The following is a 20,405-nucleotide window of genomic DNA, read 5'->3' on the forward strand; positions in this document are numbered from 1 at the left end:
GTTATTACCGGAAACTTTTTTACCTTTTGCGATTGACGCAGGTGGTAATTATTTCTGCATCGATATTAATAATGGAAAAATATACTACTATACTCTTGACACATGGTCAGACAATTTATCTTTAACGGATAATCAAGATAAGAGTACTCTTTTTCTATGCAATAGCTTTAATGAATTTATTTCTGAATTAGTGTGTGAAGATGATCTAGATGATTTATACGGTTTATAAATAATAGCCGTCAGGTTAATCTGCTCCCAGTTGGTATTGAAGACAATATTTATACATAAAAACTGGCTTATATTACAATACTTTCAGGTATTATGCTCCGGATATTGTCCACTTTGTTCAGCTTGATCCGTTTTAGGTTTTTAGTCAGGTTTAACCTGTGTCAGTATGAGCTTAACGGATTGGTTTTAATGCCTTAAATAAAATAATAAAACGCTAATTGATGGCTCCAATTTAAGCTAAATTAGGTATATAATTTGAAAAAACAATAAATGAGATCGGTAATGACTAGTCAAAATAGTGTAAGTTCTATTTCTGTTTCACATCTTTTAGAAGCTAAACCAGCTTTTTGTTGTCAGTTAGATGGTAAAGGCAAAGCGCTACCACTTAATGAACAGAGTAAACCTTCAATTTCACAACCATTTTGGATTCATTTAGATTTTGCTAAACAAGAAACCATCAATTGGGTAAATAATACAAATCTAGTTCCAGATTTGATTAAAAATGAATTGCTAAAACCTAAGCAAATATCCAAGGAAATTCGTTTTGAGTCGGGTGTTTTAGTGGTTTTAAAAGGTGTTAATTTTGTTCCCAATGAGCTTCCCGATCCTATTGTTACCTTTCGTTTTTATATAACTGATAACATGATTATTTCAACACGGCATCAACAAATTTCGGCTATTGCTGAATTAAAGGATCATCTAGAAAAGGGAATTGGTCCTGTAGATGTGGCGGATTGGTTGATTCAAATGTCTGATTTAATTAGTGATCAAGTTAATTTATCTTTTGATAGTGTTCACAATAAAATCATTAAGTTAGAGGAATCTGTTTTAAACCAACGTATCTTTTCTTATAAAGAAATTGGTCGAGTTCGTAAACAGTTGATCGTCTTACGCCGATTGTTATCACCACAACGCGATATTTTTGTAAAAATTTCGACTGAAAGAATATCGTGGATTGATGATAACGATCGCCAACGCTTGCATGACATTTCCTATCAACAAAATCATTATGTATCTGATATTGATAGCTGTTTATTAAGAATAGCTTCAATTATGGAACAAATTAATAGCTTCTTGGCTGAATCAACCAATAAAAGAATCTATTTAATGTCACTCTTTACCATAATTTTTACACCCATTACGTTTTTAACCAGCTTGCTTGGCGTCAATTTAGCTGGTATTCCTTTTAGTAGTGAAGGTTGGTCTTTTGTAGGATTAATATTACTACTTGTTATTATTTGTGTTATTTCAGTTATTTGGCTTAAATACAAAAAATGGTGGTAATAAAGCATCGTTAAAAAATGGATGAAAATTTATGAACGCTTATAAAGTTGAGTATAAGGATATAATTGGCTTTTTATTTAAAACCATGAAATTAACACCGATTCAAACTTATCTTGTTTGAAATTTTAATGAATAATTATTCTTATGCAACCTAATCAATCTTATCGTTTGTTTATTGCCGAAAAGCCCAGCTTAGCAAGGGCTATCGCTGACGTATTACCTAAACCTCTTCAAAAAGGTAATGGTTTTATTAAAGCGAGTAATGGCGATGTGGTTAGTTGGTGTATTGGTCATCTTCTTGAGCAAGCTACACCAGAAGTTTATGATCCTCGATATAAAAAATGGGTGATTAATGATTTACCCATAGTGCCTGAAAAATGGATATTAATGCCTAAAGGCAATACACAAAAACAATTTAATATTTTGGTAGATCTGATTAAGTCAGCAGAGCAAATAGTACACGCTGGTGACCCAGATAGGGAAGGGCAGCTACTAGTAGATGAAGTTTTAAATTATTGCCAATTATCGCCAGATAAGCGCAAAGCAATTCAACGCTGTTTAATTAGTGATTTGAATGCTAGTGCTGTTGAAAAGTCATTGCAACAATTACGCAACAATCAAGATTTTATTCCTTTATCAACCTCGGCATTAGCAAGGGCTAGAGCCGATTGGCTGTATGGAATTAATATGAGTCGGCTTTGTACTATTGTTGGTCAAAAAAACGGTTATCGAGGTGTATTATCAATTGGGCGAGTACAAACCCCTATTTTAGGGTTAGTGGTTAGACGAGATTTAGAGATAGAGCAATTTGTACCTAAACCATTTTATGAAGTTTTTGCAGTGCTACAAACCAAAGATAATGAAATATTTAAAGCTAAATGGCAACCTAGCGAAGCTTGTGCTCCTTATCAGGATGAGGAAGGACGTGTTTTGGTTAAAAAATTGGCCGAAAATGTTTGTCAGCGTATTAATAAGCAATCAGGCACAATTGATAAAGTTAGTAATAAAAAGAAAGAACTGGCGCCACCAATGCCATTTAATTTATCAGCACTACAAATTGAGATGGCTAAAAAAAATGGGCTGAGTGCCCAAGATGTGCTTGATATTTGCCAATCGTTATATGAAAAACATAAATTAATTACCTACCCAAGATCGGATTGTCGCTTTTTGCCCGAAGAACACTTAAAACAAATTAAGGGTATAAAGTCTGCCATTGAAAATAATTGTCCAGAACTGCATACCGCAATTAGTAATGCTAATTATACTTTACGCACTAAAGCTTGGAATGACAAAAAAGTGGAAGCACATCACGCTATTATTCCAACGTTGCGTAAAGCTAAAATGGAAAACTTAACTGACAACGAAAAGGCGGTTTATCAAGTTGTGGCAACGCAATATTTAGCTCAATTTTATCCAGCATATAAATATGCTGAATTGCAAATTGATGTAGATATTCAAGGTGGAAAATTTATTTCTAAAGCTAACCAAATGCTTGATGAAGGTTGGAAAGTTTTATTTAGAACTAAAAACTATCAATCCTCAACCGATATGAACGATAATGAAAGTAATGGTTTATTAACTAAGTTAGTTAAAAAGGGTGAAACCGTGCAATGCATTGATACTGAATTGGTTAGCAAAGAAACTCAGCCACCAAGATCATTTACTGACGCAACACTGTTGTCTGCGATGACGGGGATTGCCAGATTTGTTAAAGATCCAGAAATCAAAAAAATACTGCGTGAAACTGATGGTTTAGGTACAGAAGCAACAAGGGCTGGCATTATTGAATTGTTATTTAAACGTCAATTTTTAATTCGTCAAGGCAAAGCAATTCGCTCAACTGAGGTGGGTAAAAATCTGATTTTATCACTACCAGATATAATGTCGATGCCAGACATGACCGCTCATTGGGAATTGCAATTAAACGAAATTAGCAAAAAAGAGTTTTCGTACCAACAATTTATGTATCAACTTAATTTATCACTGTTAGATCTTGTTAATCAGTTAAAGAATGCAAGGTTGAATATTTAAGGTTAATATCTATATAAAAAACAGGATGAAATTTAATAATACTGTTCATTCTGTTTATTAATATAGCCATACTAATTAAATAATAATTTTAAGTGCTTTTTCTTTTTTGTTATTTTTATAACTCGATCAAATATCAGCATATATTAATAATATTATCCAAGTTAGCCGTTTTGAGTACATTTTTCTTAAATAAATGTGATAAAAGAAATCACAAAATAATTACCAAATTGGACTGATTATTATGGAGTAATTCCGATAGTTCCCTTTAAAATATTTACGTTAGTTAATAGGGTAGCGATTGTATATTCTATTAGATAATAGGGTTATCAATTTTATATAAAGTGAAGATGAAAACGGCGATAAGTGCCGTTTTTCAACAACTGTATTTATTTTTTCGTGATATAGGTTGACTTCTAATCCTTAAAGGAGTATAAAGAGCCCGCCTTTTGAGCTTTTCTTCCTTTTTTAGCTATTATGGAAGTTAAAAACGAGGGTGAAGGGAAGTTGAAATATAAAGTGAAGAGTTCAATTTACAGGAGAAATATGGACACTCAATCGGGTCACCCCAAGACTAGGGGAGACAAATTTAAACACATCATTATCGGTTAATGAACCTGTCTAAATAACCATTTTTTCAGTTCACAAACCGAAATTGATAAAACGGTAACGGTGAACGATATGTATTTTTTTACACGCTATCACACAAATTCAAAACACCAATGCGCGCAAAGTTTAATGGTGCGTGTTTTACATCTTTCAGAAAAACATTTAGAACCACCGAGTTGTATCTAAATTCTTAATTAATTCTGTTTGCTAATCAAATTTAATGCTCAGCCCAAGCTATAAGAAATAGCTTTATAGGCTACTTTTGTTATGCACTAAATTTTAGTTAATCATAAAATTTAATTATTTATTGTTATTTAGTAACAATAAATTGGCCTACTTTTGCCAAAATTATGAATATAGGTACTTATGATGACAAAAAATACATCAAAAACTAAAGCACAAAATAGTGTAGATATTAAAGCTATCAACGAAGCTCAAAGCAGTCTTGATAGTATTTTAGCTAAATTTCAATCCAGCCTTTCAGGATTAACACAAGAAAGTGCAAAGTCGAGAATTGAAACATATGGAAAAAATGAAGTTGCACGCGAAAAGGTACCATCAGTTTTAGTACAACTATTAATGGCGTTTAATAATCCATTTATATTTGTATTATTAGCGTTAGCTATTGTCAGTTTTGTGACTGATTTTTGGTTACCTTTGCAAAATGGTGAAGAGACAGATTTAACCAGTATTATCATTATTCTAACTATGGTATCACTGAGTGGATTATTGCGTTTTTGGCAGGAATTTAGATCGAACAAAGCGGCTGAGGCGTTAAAATCGATGATTCGTACAACAGCAACGGTGCTAAGACGTGCGCATAAAGATATGAGCCCAGAACGTATTGAAATTCCATTAAGTGAAATTGTTCCTGGGGATATTGTTTACTTGTCGGCTGGAGACATGATCCCAGCAGATATTCGATTGATTGAATCTCGGGATTTATTTGTTAGCCAAGCCGTATTAACAGGCGAATCGATTCCAGTTGAAAAGTACGACACATTAGGTGCTGTAACACAAAAAACATCCGATAATCTCGAAACATCAAACATCAACAAAGATAATTTGCTTGATGTTAATAACATTTGTTACATGGGAACCAACGTTGTTAGTGGAACCGCCACAGCCATTGTTGTTGCAACAGGAGGGGATACTCATTTTGGCTCATTGGCAAAATCAATTGTAGGATCTCGTGCTGAAACTTCGTTTGATCGCGGTGTTAATAGTGTTAGCTGGTTGCTTATTCGCTTTATGCTAATTATGGTGCCAATTGTATTTTTTATTAATGGTTTTTCAAAAAATGATTGGGGCGATGCTGCACTTTTTGCATTAGCCGTGGCCGTTGGCTTGACGCCTGAAATGTTACCAATGATAGTGAGCGCTAATCTAGCAAAAGGCGCTGTTGGTATGGCAAAACGTAAAGTGGTTGTTAAAAGACTCAACGCAATCCAAAATTTTGGGGCGATGGATATTTTATGTACTGACAAAACGGGGACATTAACACAAGATAAAATTATTTTAGAGCATCACCTTGATATAAAAGGTCAAGTCGATTCATCTGTTTTGGAACTTGCATGGCTTAATAGTTATTATCAAAGCGGCATGAAAAACTTGATGGATAAAGCGATTATTCGTTTTGCCGAAGAAAAGACCAGCATGAAAAAGGTTGGTGTTAGCTTATACAAAAAAATTGATGAATTACCATTTGATTTTGTACGCCGACGTTTATCGGTGGTGGTACAAAATGGTGATGATAACCATTTGATGATTTGTAAAGGCGCAGTTGAAGAAATGCTGTCTATTGCCAGTTACGTTTATGAAAATGACGAATATTTACCATTAAACGATGAACGTAAACAAGCTTTGATCGCATTAGCACATGAATATAATAAAGAAGGTTTTAGAGTATTAGCCGTTGGAGTAAAAAACATTCCGGCAAGTGAAACAAAACCACAATACACCGTGCAGGACGAAACTGCGCTCGCCATTCGTGGCTTTTTAACTTTTTTAGATCCACCAAAAGAAAGCGCATTTGAAGCTATTTCGGCATTGAATGAGCATGGTGTGGGCGTTAAAGTTTTAACTGGTGATAACGAAATCATCACCATTAAAGTTTGCCGAGAAGTTGGTTTAGAACCAGGCACACCATTACTTGGCACTGAAATTGAAAAAATGGATGATGACGAGCTAAAAAAACAGATCGAACAGCACACTATTTTTGCAAAATTAACACCATTGCAAAAATCGCGAATTATTCGATTGTTGCAAGATAATGGGCATACTGTTGGTTTTTTAGGCGATGGTATTAACGATGCACCAGCACTTCGCGATGCAGATGTAGGGATTTCGGTCGATACTGCAACCGACATCGCTAAAGAATCTGCTGATATTATTTTACTTGAAAAAAGCTTAATGGTTTTAGAAGAAGGTGTAATATGTGGCCGCAAGACCTTTGGTAATATCATGAAATATCTAAACATGACAGCAAGTTCTAATTTTGGCAATATTTTTTCAGTATTGGTTGCTAGTGCGTTTCTACCATTTTTACCTATGCTAGCGATACATTTACTTATTCAAAACTTATTGTATGATATTTCACAACTCTCATTGCCATGGGACAAAATGGACAATGAATTTTTACAAAAACCACGTAAATGGAATGCGTTAAATATTAGACGTTTTATGATTTGGATTGGACCAACATCGTCTATTTTTGATATTACAACTTATGCATTAATGTGGTTTGTATTTAGTGCTAATAGTGTTGAAGCTCAATCACTATTTCATTCAGGATGGTTTATTGAAGGGTTGTTATCGCAAACTTTAGTTGTGCACATGCTAAGAACACAAAAAATTCCATTTGTGCAAAGCACTGCGGCATTTCCTGTTATTGTGATGACTTTGTTAGTTATGGTTATTGGTATTTATATTCCGTTTTCTCCACTTAGTGGGTTAATTGGACTACAACCATTACCTTGGTCATACTTTCCATGGCTTTTAGCAACCTTATTTAGCTATTGCTGCGTTGCACAATTAGTGAAACGTATCTATATCAAACGTTTTGGACAATGGTTTTAATTAACTAATAACAGCTAAGTGATACTAATATCGCTTAGCTAATTTAAAAAGTATGTATTTAAAAAATACTAAAAATCAAAATGTTAAATATAAAATAATAACAAAGGAAATAATCTATGAAAACACCACATAAAAATTTAATTATGCTAATTAAAAGCCGAAAACAAAAAAAAGCTCAAGCAAAATTAAGCAATTAAATATAAAATAGTTAGCGCAAGGATTTTAAGTTAACACATAATAAAAAGCCCCAATTATTGGGGTTTTTGTTTAATCGTTTATTAGTTTGAAATAATACGATTAATTAAAATAATTACAAGTTGTAGGTAATTAAAAGTTTAGATAATTTCAGACGCTTTTTTTAGAATTTCATGAATTTCATCTTTAATTTTAAGTTTCTGTTTTTTTAATGCCTCTATCGTTTCAGCGGTATTGACAATAATTCCAGATTCAATATTTTTAATTTTTTGGTCGAGCTCATTATGTTGGTCGAATAATTTTTGAAAACGTAAATCGGTATTTTTTAATTTGGAAATTAATTCTCGATATTCTGGAAACATAGTGCCTCCTTATTGGGCTAGTTAGAATAATAACAATAGCAGCTATTGCTAATTCAGAATACAATATTATGTGTAGTTTTAATAGAAAAATTGTTTTAATAACCAAAATATATTTTTATAACAAAACTGTTTTAATTGCAAAGTAAAAAACAACAAGGGAGTTATTCCATGAGTGAGTCGATTGTAGTTGCCAAAAGTCATGGTAAAGATTTATCAATTATTGCTGCATTAGCTAATCGTCATGGTTTAATTACTGGCGCAACTGGTACAGGTAAAACAGTGACATTACAAAAAATGGCAGAAGGTTTTTCAAAAATAGGTGTACCTGTCTTTCTTGCTGATGTTAAAGGCGACCTAACTGGGATTGGTGAAAAGGGCAAATTAACTGAAAAACTACAAGCTCGTTTAGCGAGTATTGAAGTTAATAATTGGCAACCAGACTCGTCACCCATTGAATTATGGGATGTATTTGCTGAAAAAGGAATCCCCGTTCGTAGCACTGTGTCAGATATAGGGCCTATTTTGCTTGGTCAGTTACTCGATTTAAATAACGTTCAAGCAGGTGTATTACAGTTGATATTTAAAATCGCTGATGATAACAATTTATTATTAATTGACTTTAAAGATCTTCGAGCATTAATTCAATTTGTTGGTGATAACGCTAAAAAATTTACCACACAATATGGAAACATTTCGCTATCGTCAATTGGCGCAATTCAACGTGGATTGTTAACTCTTGAACAACAAGGTGCCGAATTTTTCTTTGGTGAGCCAATGCTTAACATTCAAGATTTAATGCAAGTTAATCCTAAAGGTTACGGTATAATTAACATCTTATCGGCCGAAAAGTTATATAACTCGCCAAAATTATATTCAGTCTTTTTATTGTGGCTATTGTCAGAACTTTTTGAGCATTTGCCAGAAGTAGGTGATCTTGATAAGCCGAAACTTGTCTTCTTTTTTGACGAAGCTCACTTACTTTTTAATAACATTTCGCCTGCATTATTAGAAAAAATAGAACAAGTGGTGCGTTTAATTCGCTCTAAAGGGGTCGGGGTTTATTTTTCTTCTCAGAATCCGAGTGATATTCCTGATACAGTTTTAGGGCAATTAGGCAATCGTGTGCAACATGCCTTACGCGCATTTACCCCAAAAGATCAAAAAGCTGTAAAAGTGGCTGCCCAAACTATGCGTGCCAATCCAAGTTTTGATACTGAAAAAGCAATAATGGAATTAGGCGTTGGCGAAGCTCTTATCTCGTTTCTAGATGAAAAAGGCAGTCCAAACATGGTTGAACGTGGTTATATTATTGCACCGAGTTCAAAAATGGGACCTATGTTGCCAGAAGGTCAATTAACTATTATTCGCCAATCATGTTTTTACAATAAATACGCACAAACCATAGATCGACAATCCGCTTATGAAATACTGAAAAATGGATTTTCGTTAAATAACCAATCCGATCAAAACAGAAATGGTAGCGATATAAAAATAGACGATGATAAAAATAATAAACAAAATAATGGTGGATTGCTAAATTTTTTAAGCACACTACTTTTTGGTACTAAGGGGCCAAGAGGTGGACAACATGATGGTATCACCCAAAAAATAGCTAAAAGCGCAACAAGGCAAGTTGTTAATCAAATCGGTAAACAGATCACCCGTGGTATATTAGGTGGTTTAAAAAAATAACCAAAACGAAGTTATTACTTAAAAAGTCAGCAAAATAGGAGTATTTTAATGTTAAAAATGTTCATAGAATGGTATAAAAAACGCTTTAGCGATCCGCATGTTGTTTCGCTAATGGCTGTTATTGTTGGCTTATTTGTTATTATCTATTTTTTCAATAAAATTCTTCTACCGGTTTTAATTGCGATTGTACTATCTTATTTACTTGATAGACCGGTTAACTATCTACATAAAAAAAACATACCAAGAACACTGGCAGTTGTAATGGTGTTACTGCTTTTTTTAATGATTGTATTAGTCGGATTTATGATTTTATTACCATTAATTTGGCAACAAAGCATTAGCTTAATCACTAATATTCCAAACATGCTAAATTTTGCAAACAACTTTTTAACCACCTTGCCTGAACACTACCCTGAACTAATTGATGTTGGCTTATTCGACTCGGTCATCCAAGGTATTACCAACAAAGTTGTGCAAACTGGTAATTCGTTATTGCAATTTTCCATTGTGTCTTTATTAGGGCTAGTATCTGTTGCAATTAATGGGGTATTAGTGCCCATAATGATGTTTTTTTTATTAAAGGACAAAACAAAAATATGGGGATACTGTTCAAAAATCTTGCCTAAGAATCGTACAATTTTAAACAAAGTTGCTGCTGAAATGGATATGCAAATATCCAATTATATAGTAGGCAATGTACTACATATAATTATTTTATCTATTTGTGTCTATATTCCTTTTTGGTATTTTGGTTTAGATTATGGACTTTTATTAGCTGTGCTTGTTGGATTATCTGTATTAGTGCCTTATGTTGGTATTATTATTTCAAGTATTCCAGTTGTATTAATTGCTCTATTTCAATGGGGATTAAGCGCACAATTTGGTTATTTATTGTTTTTCTATGTATTAATACAAGCATTAGATGGTAATTTATTGGTACCTTGCTTATTTTCTGAAAAACTTAATTTACATCCATTAGTTATTATTTTAGCGGTAATTGTGTTTGGTGGTTTATGGGGATTTTGGGGAATATTTTTTGCAATACCTTTGGCTACATTAGTTAAGGCAATTATAAATGCATGGCCAAAACCAGACGAATTAAATACTATCAATAGCGAAGTAAAAGCAGATTAATGGTTAATCTGCTTTTAATCAGAACTATTTACTGTGTTTTTTAAGATAGTCTAAAACTACTTCGTGATGGTTGGCGGTTTTGAAATCGTCAAACACTTTTTCGATTTTACCGTCTTTACTGATTAAAAAGCTTATACGGTGAATTCCATCATAGGTTTTCCCCATAAACTCTTTTTCGCCCCAAGTACCAAATGCTTGAGCAACTTCATGATTTTCGTCAGAAAGCAACGTAAAATTTAACAGCTCTTTTTCGATAAATCGAGATAACTTCTCAGGTTTATCCGTACTTATACCAAGAATCACCACATTGTATTTTTTGAACTCATCAGAACAATCTCGCAAATTACATGCTTGCACAGTGCAACCAGGTGTCATCGCTTTTGGGTAAAAATAAATTAAAACACGTTTGCCTTTAAAGTCATTTAAGCCTACAAGCTCTCCATCTTGGTCTGGCAACGAAAATTGTGGTGCTTTTTCACCTTCTTTAAGTGGATTAACCATATAATTATTACCTATTTTAATAGTTTAATTTTTAATTGGAAATATAAAAAGTGCTATACATTTAAACTAAGTTATTAAAAAAACGACTTGCTGCATCAATGGTGTGATTGATCTCTTTGTTTGTGTGCTTAAGTGACATGAAACCAGCTTCGAAAGCTGACGGTGCAAAATAAACACCTTCATTTAGCATATGATGATAGAATTTCTTAAATAATTCAACATTACACTGCATCACATCTTGATAAGTGGTTACTTCAGAAGCAGTTGTAAAGAATAATCCAAACATCCCACCTGCATAATTCACCACTAATGGTACATTATGCTTTTTAGCTACCGACAATAAGCCATCAGCAAGCGATGCGGTTTTATCTTCTAACTCTTGATAGATCCCAACTTCCATTAACTTGGTTAACGTTGTGTAACCCGCAGCCATTGCAACAGGATTACCTGAAAGAGTTCCAGCTTGGTATATTGGACCAATTGGTGCTAATTGCATCATAATATCCGCACGACCACCAAACGCTCCAACAGGCATACCACCACCAATAATTTTACCTAAACAAGTTAAATCGGGCACAACATCATAATAATCTTGAGCTCCGCCAAGAGCGACTCTAAAGCCCGTCATAACTTCGTCAATGATCAATAACGCACCATACTTATCGCAAAGTGTTCGTAAACCGTGTAAAAACTCTTTTTTTGCTGGCACGCAATTCATATTGCCAGCAACAGGCTCAATAATGATGGCGGCAATTTGGTCGGGATATTGTTCAAATTGTTTTTTGACCGATTCTAAATTGTTATAATCACAAACTAAGGTATGTTTAACAAAATCATCAGGTACACCTGGGGAAGTTGGGTGTCCAAAAGTAAGAGCACCAGACCCCGCTTTAACTAACAAATAATCAGCATGACCGTGATAACAGCCTTCAAATTTAATAATCTTATCACGTCCAGTAAAACCACGTGCAACACGGATGGCACTCATGGTTGCTTCAGTTCCCGAATTTACCATACGCACCATTTCAATTGAAGGCATTAATTGAGTGACCAAATTAGCAACTTTGGTTTCAATTTCGGTTGGTGCACCATAACTTAAACCGTTATGAACAGCGTTAATTACCGCATTGGCTACATCGGGGTCATTGTGTCCAAGGATCATCGGCCCCCAAGAACCAACATAATCAATGTAGGCTCTTTCGTCCACATCATAAATATACGCACCGTTTGCACGCTCGATAAATAAAGGTGAACCACCAACGCCATTAAAGGCGCGAACAGGCGAATTAACGCCACCAGGCATAACTGATTGAGCCTGATGATAAAGTTTTTCTGATTTGAAATTGTTTTGCATAACTGAGATGATCTCTCTATAAAAATTTGTTGTATTTATTCATAAAATCAAAATAAATTCAAGCTAACTATGAGAAATTTATTTAATAGAAGTTTTCTATTTTGTATTTTCATTTAGCAAAGGTATATAATGCAAAGATCAATATATTAGGAGAAGAATATGAGCGATGCTTTACCGATTAACTTTACTGATGCTGCAGCCAACAAAGTTAAATCATTAGTCACTGAAGAAGAGAACCCAAACCTAAAATTAAGGGTGTATATAACAGGCGGTGGTTGTAGTGGATTTCAGTATGGTTTTACTTTCGATGAAAAGGTAAACGAAGATGACTTAGCTATTGAAAAAAATGGTGTATCTTTAGTTATCGATCCCATGAGTTTACAATATCTAGTTGGCGGCACTATCGATTATGTAGAAGGTTTACAAGGCTCTCGTTTTGTGGTTGATAATCCCAATGCAACAACAACATGCGGTTGCGGTTCATCTTTCAGTGTTTAAGTCATATTTAAATTTTAAAAATACCAATAACGTTATGGGAAGATAATAAACCATAACTTTAACTTTAATTTTTATAGAAAGATTAATAAAAGCCATAAAAAGTGACAAACATTGAGCAGTTAAACAATAATTTTTAATTTTTAGTTGACGGCAAAATTAAGATGGGTAAAATGCACAGCATTCGAAACGCAATTACCTTTTGGTAATGTGTTTTGAGCCCGGGTGGTGAAATCGGTAGACACAAGGGATTTAAAATCCCTCGGCCTTTTTGGCCGTGCGAGTTCAAGTCTCGCCCCGGGCACCACTAACAAACAACTCTCATGCGGGAATAGCTCAGTTGGTAGAGCACGACCTTGCCAAGGTCGGGGTCGCGAGTTCGAACCTCGTTTCCCGCTCCAATAAAACATACTATTTAGTATAAAAGTAAATTTATATCCCATAGTGTGTTAACTAACGAAAGTTATTAGTTGTGTGCAAGGCACAAAAAACACAGCAAAAACATTGTAATAAAAACAGAAATTAGCTAATAATTACTTAATTTAAGTAAAACAAAAAACTTCAATAAAATCAATAGTCTATCTGAGCTATTTTAGAGAAAACACACAACACGGCAAGGTTAATTTACCTATCTTTTAACTGTGTCGGAGTGCTTTGCTGATAGACTGAGGGCAGCACGCCAAATAGGACTGTTTGGTGAGTTTGTGCTTTGTTATGGATGCCAATTTATCAGTAACAACTTGGCACTTCTGAGCAAAGCAAATAGGCTTAAAAAAGGCGAATATCATAATGATTTGAGTAAATCATGCCGATGGTTAAGAGCGAGCGTGGGCGTTGGGTACCGTAGTTTATATTTTGTAGCCATGTGATTTGTAAGATGTTACGCTCAAAATTCTTAAATTAAACGTTATCACCAATATCAGTTATTCCGACAAAATTTAAAAGCTATAAAGCTAACTCCATATTTTAATAATAAAATTAACCTATCTATAAAGTTGAATTGTTTTATCTTTACATTTCTTTACAAAAAATCTGCTAAAAAACTAGCCAACTATTTTTTTTATGGTTATACTTTTATCGCTATAGGAAAACAAGCTTATTAAATAAGCAAATAATTATAAAAATCTAAATAAAACAAATTATTACTTGACAGGTTAACCATAATGCATTATCATTTTAGACACCAGACACCAGCACTGGCAAACCTATGTCTTAAGTTTATCAAATAATCTTATTCGACGAGTTTTTTCACGAAACTTATTTATACCTTCCAAATTATTTCTCAACGAATTATCGAAATTATCGCTCAAATCACCTAAAACAGCTTTGTTAGTATCAGCACTGTTATTATTGTCATCGTCATGGAATGTACAGGCGAATGGTAAAAAGGCTCGAGCAGGTAATCGTAGTGATGCAATAATAATACCGTCGGCTGTTATCAATTATGTAAGGCCAAATCTATTTTGGAGTAATAGGCAATACGCAGGCCCAGCTAGCTTATGGAATCCTGATAAGGGTTTTTTAGTACAATCAATTGATTTTGAATCAACTCATCCTGAATTATACCACCTCAATTTCCCGACCACAGGTATGAATAAATTATATTTTGATTTACTCATAACTGAAGTAGATATAAATGAATTGAAATGGGAACCAGTCACGCATGAGGGAATTACTGCAACAGTGACAAATGTTGTACCTAATGATTACTGGATTCCTGATGAAGACAAGGGACAAGTTGTCGCTCGTGTTAAGTTAACAGGTCCATGGGGACTATCTAGCCAAATTAAGCCAAGGTTACCACAGACGTTTGAGTTAGTGGGTAGAGATATTAATACCGGTGATGGGGTAGTAAAATATGGATTTGTGTTAAAGCAGTGGTTCGTCATTGGGGGGCGGGCTGCTTATAGTGACAATTTAGCAGAATGTAATAGTTTGGGTTATCGGATACCGCGAGTAAGGGATTTAACCAATTCAAACTATAAAAATTTAGGAGCCACACCTAGTTCATCAGGTAATTATTATATGCGTCACATAGGGGGAGGATTTTTCTCGGAGTGGGGCTTCATGCTCGACTACGCTGATTCGGTCTCCAGAGACTTCGGCTATTGGACAAGCGACGCCTCAGGTAGCGGCCAGTTCTCTGTCTCCTCGCACGGCGGCAACGTCCTCAGCCTCAGCGCTGACTACAGTGGCTACAAGATTTGCACCACCCCTTAGTTTTTAGCATTTAGTTCTTAATCTGTATGAAAACGCCGAGTTGTTTACACTTCATAATTAAAATAATCCTCTAAAGACTCGTAAGGCGTTTTGCCTGAAATCGCTTTATGGTGTTTAATGGTATTATAAAAATTAATAAAGCGTTTAAGTTTTTGTTTTCTATCTTTTGAATCGCTAAATATTTGCCGATTATGCCACATCGCAATTCAAAGTTTGTATCACTCTTTCGGCTTTCACATCGGTTTGACAGGTGGGATTGGTACATTTTTGCTTGATACAGCGATTATCACGCAGTTTATCTAAACAAATATTTATCTAACAAACAAAGACTGTCCAATTTTTGTCAAAAAAGTTTCAGGAAAACACCGTGTTTAAGTAAAAAAACAAAAAAATCATGTTAATACTAGAAAATAATTTTTCTAGTTTGCTGTTTCGTTTGATTTATAAGTAAAGATAAACCTTTGGTATCAACCTGTAGCATTTTACTTGGATAGGTTTTGTAATAGTGTTTAGCCAAATCAGTGACCGTTATTTTTTCTTTATGATATAAACGGCATATTGCTTTGCTGGTGATAAAGCGCTAATTTTGTTTTTTACGACTAATTATTACAGTAGTTTCTCAAATTACCGTAAACAATATTAGTAATATCCTACACATAAGACATCAAATAATATGATGCCTATTGAATTAAAAACACGAAAACAGGCAGCTTAATTTTCTACGTGAGAGTGTACTAAGTTTGGGGTATTTACATCGTGAGTATTTATTTTACCTATTTAGAAACACAACACAGCGAAGGTTTGAGTTTGTATTTTTTATTGTTTAATTATATTTACTATTTTTTTACTGTTTATTTATTTTTGTTGAGAATAATTCGCATTTTTACACTAAAAATAACTTCATTTCTTTCTAAAATATGTATTTTTAATTTTATATGATTATTTATATCAGTACTGTTGTCATTTTTTAGGAAGCGTAATGTCATTTTTTACTCTTAACCAGTTACCTTTAGGCCACGAGGCGGTTATTACTAGGTTGTTACCCGAATCGTTACCTTTTCGTCGAAAGTTACTTGCAATGGGGATTACACCAGGGTGTAAGGTTCTGGTTGTGCGAGTTGCACCATTTGGTGATCCGATTGAAATTAAAATGCGTGGATTTTGGCTTTGTTTGCGTCGTAAAGAAGCACAAGCTATTGAAGTTATGGAGGTAAGTAAATGAAGATAGCATTAATTGGTAACCCTAACTGTGGTAAGACGACATTATTTAATTTATTAACTGGCTCAAAGCAACGTGTAGGAAATTGGCCTGGAGTGACTGTTGAACGTAAGACAGGTGTTTTTACTTATCATAATGCACAATATGAAGTCGTTGATTTGCCTGGTACATATTCGATCGAACCAGACCCACTTAGTGTTTCACAAGATGAGCTTATCGCACGTCAGTTTGTGTTGTCTGATAGTGATAGTGTTATTATTAATATTATGGATGCAACTAATTTGCAACGTAGTCTGTATTTAACTTGTCAGTTAATTGATTTGCAAGTGCCAATGATTGTTGTATTAAATATGATGGATGCAGTTAAAGCCATGGGCGAACAGATTAATGTTGATATGTTGTCAACACTGTTAGGTTGCCCTGTTGTGGCATTATCATCAACCCAAAAAATGGGGTTATCGTGCTTTTATCAACAAATCGAAAACATGGTAATCACGCCACAAGTAGCTCAACCGTCGATTGATTTGCTTGGCGATGATCAGCAAGCGGTGATTAATCGTTGTATTTGTGAGTTACCAGATGATAGTGTTGTGCATCAATTCAATCGTTGGCAATTGATGGATGCGTTATTAGATGATTCGCGTTATAACTTACTCGAATGCGAAAAAGAGATGTTTGCAAACTGCCGTTCATTGCTTGCAAAATGGTGTGATAATGAAATTGATGTGGCGCTTGCTAGTGCACGTTATGATACGATTGATACAATTTGTAAGAAAGTGATTGATAAACCACGTGAACTTAGTCGTCGATTTTCAGACATATTGGATAATATCACCTTAGGGCGTATTACTGGTATTCCGTTCTTTTTACTCGCAATGTATGCCATGTTTATGCTAGCGATTAATTTTGGGACTGTGTTTATTGATTTTTTTGATGTGCTGTGTGGTACTATTTTTGTCGATGGCTCAACGCAGTTACTTCATGCTATCAATGCACCGAATTGGCTTACGGCTATTTTGGCTAATGGGATTGGTCGTGGTATTCAAACGGTTTCAACTTTTATTCCTGTCATTGGGGCGATGTTTTTTTGTTTGTCTTTTTTGGAAGATTCTGGTTATTTGGCGCGAGCAGCAATGGTAATCGATCGGCTGATGCGTTGCATTGGTTTGCCGGGAAAAGCATTTGTGCCAATGTTAGTGGGTTTCGGTTGTGGTGTGCCAGCCATTATGGGCACGCGAACGTTAGAAAGCACACGTGATCGTATTATGTCAATTTGTATGATTCCTTTCATGTCATGTGGAGCTAGATTGCCGGTGTATGCTTTATTCGCCGTGATATTTTTTCCTAAAAATGCCTCTATAGTGGTGTTTGCCTTATATTTGCTTGGTGTAGTTGTGGCAATGATAACTGGATTTATACTTAAATTTACGCTATTAAAAGGTTCATTAACACCGTTTATTATGGAAATGCCAGTGTATCGTATTCCGACTTTAAGTAGTCTAATTAGTTTGACTTGGCAGCGTTTAAAGTCATTTATTTTTAAAGCAGGTAAAGCCATTGTATTGATGGTAACAATATTAAGTGTGCTTAATTCATGGGGGAGTGATGGTTCGTTTAGACACGAAAGTTCGCAGGACTCTATGCTTTCTGTTGTTAGCCAAACAATTACTCCAGCATTTGCACCAATGGGGATTAAACACGATAATTGGCCCGCAACGGTGGGAATTTTTACGGGTATTTTTGCTAAGGAGTCGGTGATTGCAACGCTTAATTCGCTTTATTCTATGGGCGATGACAATGAGCAAGCAACCAAGTCATTTGATTTATCACAAGGGATTGTAGATGCGTTGGCAACGATTCCTAAGAATTTAGTTGATCTATCAGATGCAGTATTAGATCCACTAGGGTTTAATACAGTTTCACAAAATATTGATTCACTTCAGTCTGATTTGGATGTAAATTCGGTAACAATTTCTCAAATCAAGGGCGCTTTTGGTTCGTCTTCGAATGCGATGAGTTATTTGATCTTCATTTTACTTTATACACCTTGTGCTGCTGCATTAGGAGCTGTGTACCGAGAGGCTGGTTTTAGATGGATGATATTTGTGGCAATTTGGACTTTTACTATCGCATGGCTAACAGCAACGATTTATTATCAATTTACTTTGCTTGGGCATTCTACTATGGCAGGTTGGTGGCTTTTGGGATGTAGTGTATTTATTGTTGTAGCACTATTGTTTATGCGTACTTTAGGGCGATATTCATCATTTAACCAACAAACGGAACCGAATCTACAACAGTGTAAAGAATCATCATGCTGTCAGTAAGTAGCTGGCTAGCTAATTTGTAAAAATATAGATAGAGAAAAGATTTGTGATTTTTCTGTAACTTTAATTATCGGATTATTGCTATGTTAATAACGTCGATTCGTGATTATGTACAATTAAAAGGCCGTGTACCATTGCAAGATGTTGCACGCCATTTTCGTTTACCTGAAAGTGCAGCTGAGCAGATGTTAGGGTTTTGGATTAAAAAAGGGATGATAAAGCTCATAGTACAAGATCAGCTATTGTTTTGCCAAACTAATAAGTGTCACTCTTGTTCAAACTGTCACTTAGCTGGTAATGTTGAATATGTTTGGGTTTAATTGAATCATGAATCAGTAACTTTTTACATTTATAATGTGTTGTCAATTATTTTGTTGCATCATAGATAAATGATGCTAATTAACGCTGATTTGATTTTGTGATTAAATTCACAGAATTAATTTTATTTGTATGGATAAGCTAGCAAACATGGATAAGTGATTCTATATTATCAGAGTCTGAGGCTACATTTTATGTTTTCAGCCTGTCTGATTTTTGACAACAAGATAGATTAATGACCACCTCATGACAAAGTCGTTTTATTGTTGAATAAATGTTATTATACTTTCATTATAGTAAAACGTTGTATGAGGATAAAATGTATGAGTCAATTAGATGAATTTAAAAAATTAACTGTAGTGGTAGCCGATACTGGTGATATCGATTCTATTAAGCAGTTTTCCCCCGAAGATGCAACAACCAATCCTTCCCTCGTTTTGAAAGCAGCGCAACTTCCTCAATATCGTTATTTAATTGATTCTGCAGTTGAAACTGCGAAAAAAATTGGTGGCAGTAAAGAACAACAATTAGTTAATGCGTGTGATCAGGTTGCAGTTAATATTGGCGCCGAAATTTTAAAAACAGTTCCTGGTCGTATTTCGACCGAAGTGGATGCCCGTTTGTCTTTTGATAAACAAGGGTGTATTGAAAAGGCACGTAAAATTATTGCACTTTATGAAAAAAAGGGTATCGATAAGTCACGTATCTTAATTAAAATTGCTTCAACTTGGGAAGGTATTAAAGCGGCTGAAGTGCTAGAAAAAGAAGGGATCAACTGTAATTTAACTTTGCTATTTTCATTTGCACAAGCACGAGCTTGTGCCGAAGTAAATGCTTTTCTAATTTCGCCTTTTGTGGGTCGAATCTATGATTGGTATCAAGCTAAAAAACCAATCGATCCTTATGTCGCTGATGAAGATCCAGGTGTTGTTTCAGTTCGTAATATCTTTAACTATTACAAACAACACGGCTATAAAACCATTGTGATGGGGGCAAGCTTCCGTAAAGTCGAGCAAATTTTAGCATTAGCAGGTTGTGATAGATTAACTATTTCGCCTAATCTATTAGCCGAAATGCAACAATCAAATGCGCCTGTTGTACAGAAGCTCAATCCAAATCAAACCATAGTTGCTCGTCCTGCGCCAATGACTGAGGCCGAATTTAGATGGCAACATAATAGCGATGCTATGGCAGTTGAAAAATTAGCCGAAGGAATTCGTGCTTTTGCCGTAGATCAAGGCAAATTAGAAGATATGATTGGCGCATTGTTATAATCATATAAAACAATTGGGGAGTATGCTCCCCATTTTTATGCTATTTCTTTCGTTAATTTAAATAACGATTTTGCAAGTGATGTTAAC

15 protein-coding genes and 2 tRNA genes are annotated in these 20,405 nt (G+C 34.6%); 14 read left to right on the forward strand and 3 right to left on the reverse strand.

Annotated features, from left to right (window positions below):
* The 4 genes from A9G44_RS00005 to mgtA form a co-directional block, all read left to right on the forward strand.
* Positions 1 to 229 (forward strand): SMI1/KNR4 family protein (locus tag A9G44_RS00005; RefSeq protein WP_143426258.1); only part of this gene is annotated, 229 nt, incomplete at its 5' end.
* Positions 230 to 510: 281 nt separating this feature from the next.
* Positions 511 to 1,512: a zinc transporter ZntB gene (gene zntB, locus A9G44_RS00010; protein ID WP_051634328.1), complete on the forward strand. Its 1,002-nt coding sequence runs from the start codon at positions 511 to 513 to the stop codon at positions 1,510 to 1,512.
* A gap of 144 nt (positions 1,513 to 1,656) precedes the next feature.
* A complete protein-coding gene (locus A9G44_RS00015) occupies positions 1,657 to 3,543 on the forward strand; it encodes a DNA topoisomerase III (protein ID WP_065608767.1) in 1,887 nt (628 codons plus the stop codon).
* A 975-nt stretch (positions 3,544 to 4,518) separates the two neighbouring features.
* The gene (gene mgtA / locus A9G44_RS00020) at positions 4,519 to 7,227 is read left to right on the forward strand and encodes a magnesium-translocating P-type ATPase (protein WP_065608768.1); all 2,709 of its coding nucleotides are present in this window, start codon (positions 4,519 to 4,521) and stop codon (positions 7,225 to 7,227) included.
* A gap of 335 nt (positions 7,228 to 7,562) precedes the next feature.
* Here mgtA and A9G44_RS00025 read toward each other — a convergent pair whose 3' ends face one another.
* Positions 7,563 to 7,784, reverse strand: coding sequence for a YdcH family protein (locus tag A9G44_RS00025; RefSeq protein ID WP_034914830.1), 222 nt, complete (start codon positions 7,782 to 7,784; stop codon positions 7,563 to 7,565).
* A gap of 168 nt (positions 7,785 to 7,952) precedes the next feature.
* Between A9G44_RS00025 and A9G44_RS00030 the strand changes: the two genes are divergently transcribed.
* Positions 7,953 to 9,476 (forward strand): helicase HerA-like C-terminal domain-containing protein, encoded by a 1,524-nt coding sequence (locus tag A9G44_RS00030; RefSeq protein ID WP_065608769.1) that lies wholly within the window; start codon positions 7,953 to 7,955, stop codon positions 9,474 to 9,476.
* A gap of 48 nt (positions 9,477 to 9,524) precedes the next feature.
* Complete coding sequence (locus A9G44_RS00035) at positions 9,525 to 10,610, forward strand: AI-2E family transporter (protein ID WP_065608770.1); 1,086 nt, start codon at positions 9,525 to 9,527, stop codon at positions 10,608 to 10,610.
* Between the two features lie 24 nt (positions 10,611 to 10,634).
* Here the strand turns inward: A9G44_RS00035 and bcp are convergent, their stop codons facing one another.
* Both bcp and hemL read right to left on the reverse strand, forming a co-directional pair.
* Entirely contained in the window at positions 10,635 to 11,111 is a 477-nt protein-coding gene (gene bcp / locus A9G44_RS00040; RefSeq protein WP_065608771.1) for a thioredoxin-dependent thiol peroxidase, read from the reverse strand.
* A 61-nt stretch (positions 11,112 to 11,172) separates the two neighbouring features.
* Entirely contained in the window at positions 11,173 to 12,465 is a 1,293-nt protein-coding gene (hemL, locus tag A9G44_RS00045) for a glutamate-1-semialdehyde 2,1-aminomutase (protein WP_065608772.1), read from the reverse strand.
* Between the two features lie 159 nt (positions 12,466 to 12,624).
* On the opposite strand from hemL, the gene erpA reads away from it, so the two are divergent.
* The 8 genes from erpA to tal all read left to right on the forward strand — a co-directional run bounded on the left by erpA (position 12,625) and on the right by tal (position 20,318).
* Positions 12,625 to 12,963 (forward strand): iron-sulfur cluster insertion protein ErpA, encoded by a 339-nt coding sequence (gene erpA, locus A9G44_RS00050; protein ID WP_034914816.1) that lies wholly within the window; start codon positions 12,625 to 12,627, stop codon positions 12,961 to 12,963.
* A 216-nt stretch (positions 12,964 to 13,179) separates the two neighbouring features.
* Positions 13,180 to 13,267, forward strand: a tRNA-Leu gene (locus A9G44_RS00055).
* An 18-nt stretch (positions 13,268 to 13,285) separates the two neighbouring features.
* Positions 13,286 to 13,361 (forward strand) — tRNA-Gly (locus A9G44_RS00060).
* 949 nt (positions 13,362 to 14,310) lie between these two features.
* Positions 14,311 to 15,180, forward strand: coding sequence for a hypothetical protein (locus A9G44_RS00065; protein WP_065608773.1), 870 nt, complete (start codon positions 14,311 to 14,313; stop codon positions 15,178 to 15,180).
* 979 nt (positions 15,181 to 16,159) lie between these two features.
* Positions 16,160 to 16,402, forward strand: coding sequence for a FeoA family protein (locus tag A9G44_RS00070; RefSeq protein ID WP_065589913.1), 243 nt, complete (start codon positions 16,160 to 16,162; stop codon positions 16,400 to 16,402).
* Complete coding sequence (gene feoB / locus A9G44_RS00075) at positions 16,399 to 18,726, forward strand: Fe(2+) transporter permease subunit FeoB (protein ID WP_065608774.1); 2,328 nt, start codon at positions 16,399 to 16,401, stop codon at positions 18,724 to 18,726. The genes A9G44_RS00070 and feoB overlap by 4 nt, the downstream gene beginning before the upstream one ends.
* A gap of 83 nt (positions 18,727 to 18,809) precedes the next feature.
* Complete coding sequence (locus A9G44_RS00080) at positions 18,810 to 19,046, forward strand: FeoC-like transcriptional regulator (protein ID WP_065575337.1); 237 nt, start codon at positions 18,810 to 18,812, stop codon at positions 19,044 to 19,046.
* A 321-nt stretch (positions 19,047 to 19,367) separates the two neighbouring features.
* A complete protein-coding gene (gene tal, locus A9G44_RS00085) occupies positions 19,368 to 20,318 on the forward strand; it encodes a transaldolase (RefSeq protein WP_065608775.1) in 951 nt (316 codons plus the stop codon).
* The last annotated feature ends 87 nt before the right edge of the window (positions 20,319 to 20,405 follow it).

It is taken from the genome of Gilliamella sp. Occ4-3 (assembly GCF_001690675.1).
Lineage (GTDB): Bacteria > Pseudomonadota > Gammaproteobacteria > Enterobacterales > Orbaceae > Gilliamella > Gilliamella bombi.

Excerpts from the sequence above, each read along its gene's own strand:
- zntB (WP_051634328.1), top strand. The coding sequence starts at position 511 with ATGACTAGTCAAAATAGTGTAAGTTCTATTTCTGTTTCACATCTTTTA.
- A9G44_RS00015 (WP_065608767.1), top strand. The coding sequence starts at position 1,657 with ATGCAACCTAATCAATCTTATCGTTTGTTTATTGCCGAAAAGCCCAGC.
- mgtA (WP_065608768.1), top strand. The coding sequence starts at position 4,519 with ATGACAAAAAATACATCAAAAACTAAAGCACAAAATAGTGTAGATATT.
- A9G44_RS00025 (WP_034914830.1), bottom strand. The coding sequence starts at position 7,784 with ATGTTTCCAGAATATCGAGAATTAATTTCCAAATTAAAAAATACCGAT.
- A9G44_RS00030 (WP_065608769.1), top strand. The coding sequence starts at position 7,953 with ATGAGTGAGTCGATTGTAGTTGCCAAAAGTCATGGTAAAGATTTATCA.
- A9G44_RS00035 (WP_065608770.1), top strand. The coding sequence starts at position 9,525 with ATGTTAAAAATGTTCATAGAATGGTATAAAAAACGCTTTAGCGATCCG.
- bcp (WP_065608771.1), bottom strand. The coding sequence starts at position 11,111 with ATGGTTAATCCACTTAAAGAAGGTGAAAAAGCACCACAATTTTCGTTG.
- hemL (WP_065608772.1), bottom strand. The coding sequence starts at position 12,465 with ATGCAAAACAATTTCAAATCAGAAAAACTTTATCATCAGGCTCAATCA.
- erpA (WP_034914816.1), top strand. The coding sequence starts at position 12,625 with ATGAGCGATGCTTTACCGATTAACTTTACTGATGCTGCAGCCAACAAA.
- A9G44_RS00070 (WP_065589913.1), top strand. The coding sequence starts at position 16,160 with ATGTCATTTTTTACTCTTAACCAGTTACCTTTAGGCCACGAGGCGGTT.
- feoB (WP_065608774.1), top strand. The coding sequence starts at position 16,399 with ATGAAGATAGCATTAATTGGTAACCCTAACTGTGGTAAGACGACATTA.
- A9G44_RS00080 (WP_065575337.1), top strand. The coding sequence starts at position 18,810 with ATGTTAATAACGTCGATTCGTGATTATGTACAATTAAAAGGCCGTGTA.
- tal (WP_065608775.1), top strand. The coding sequence starts at position 19,368 with ATGAGTCAATTAGATGAATTTAAAAAATTAACTGTAGTGGTAGCCGAT.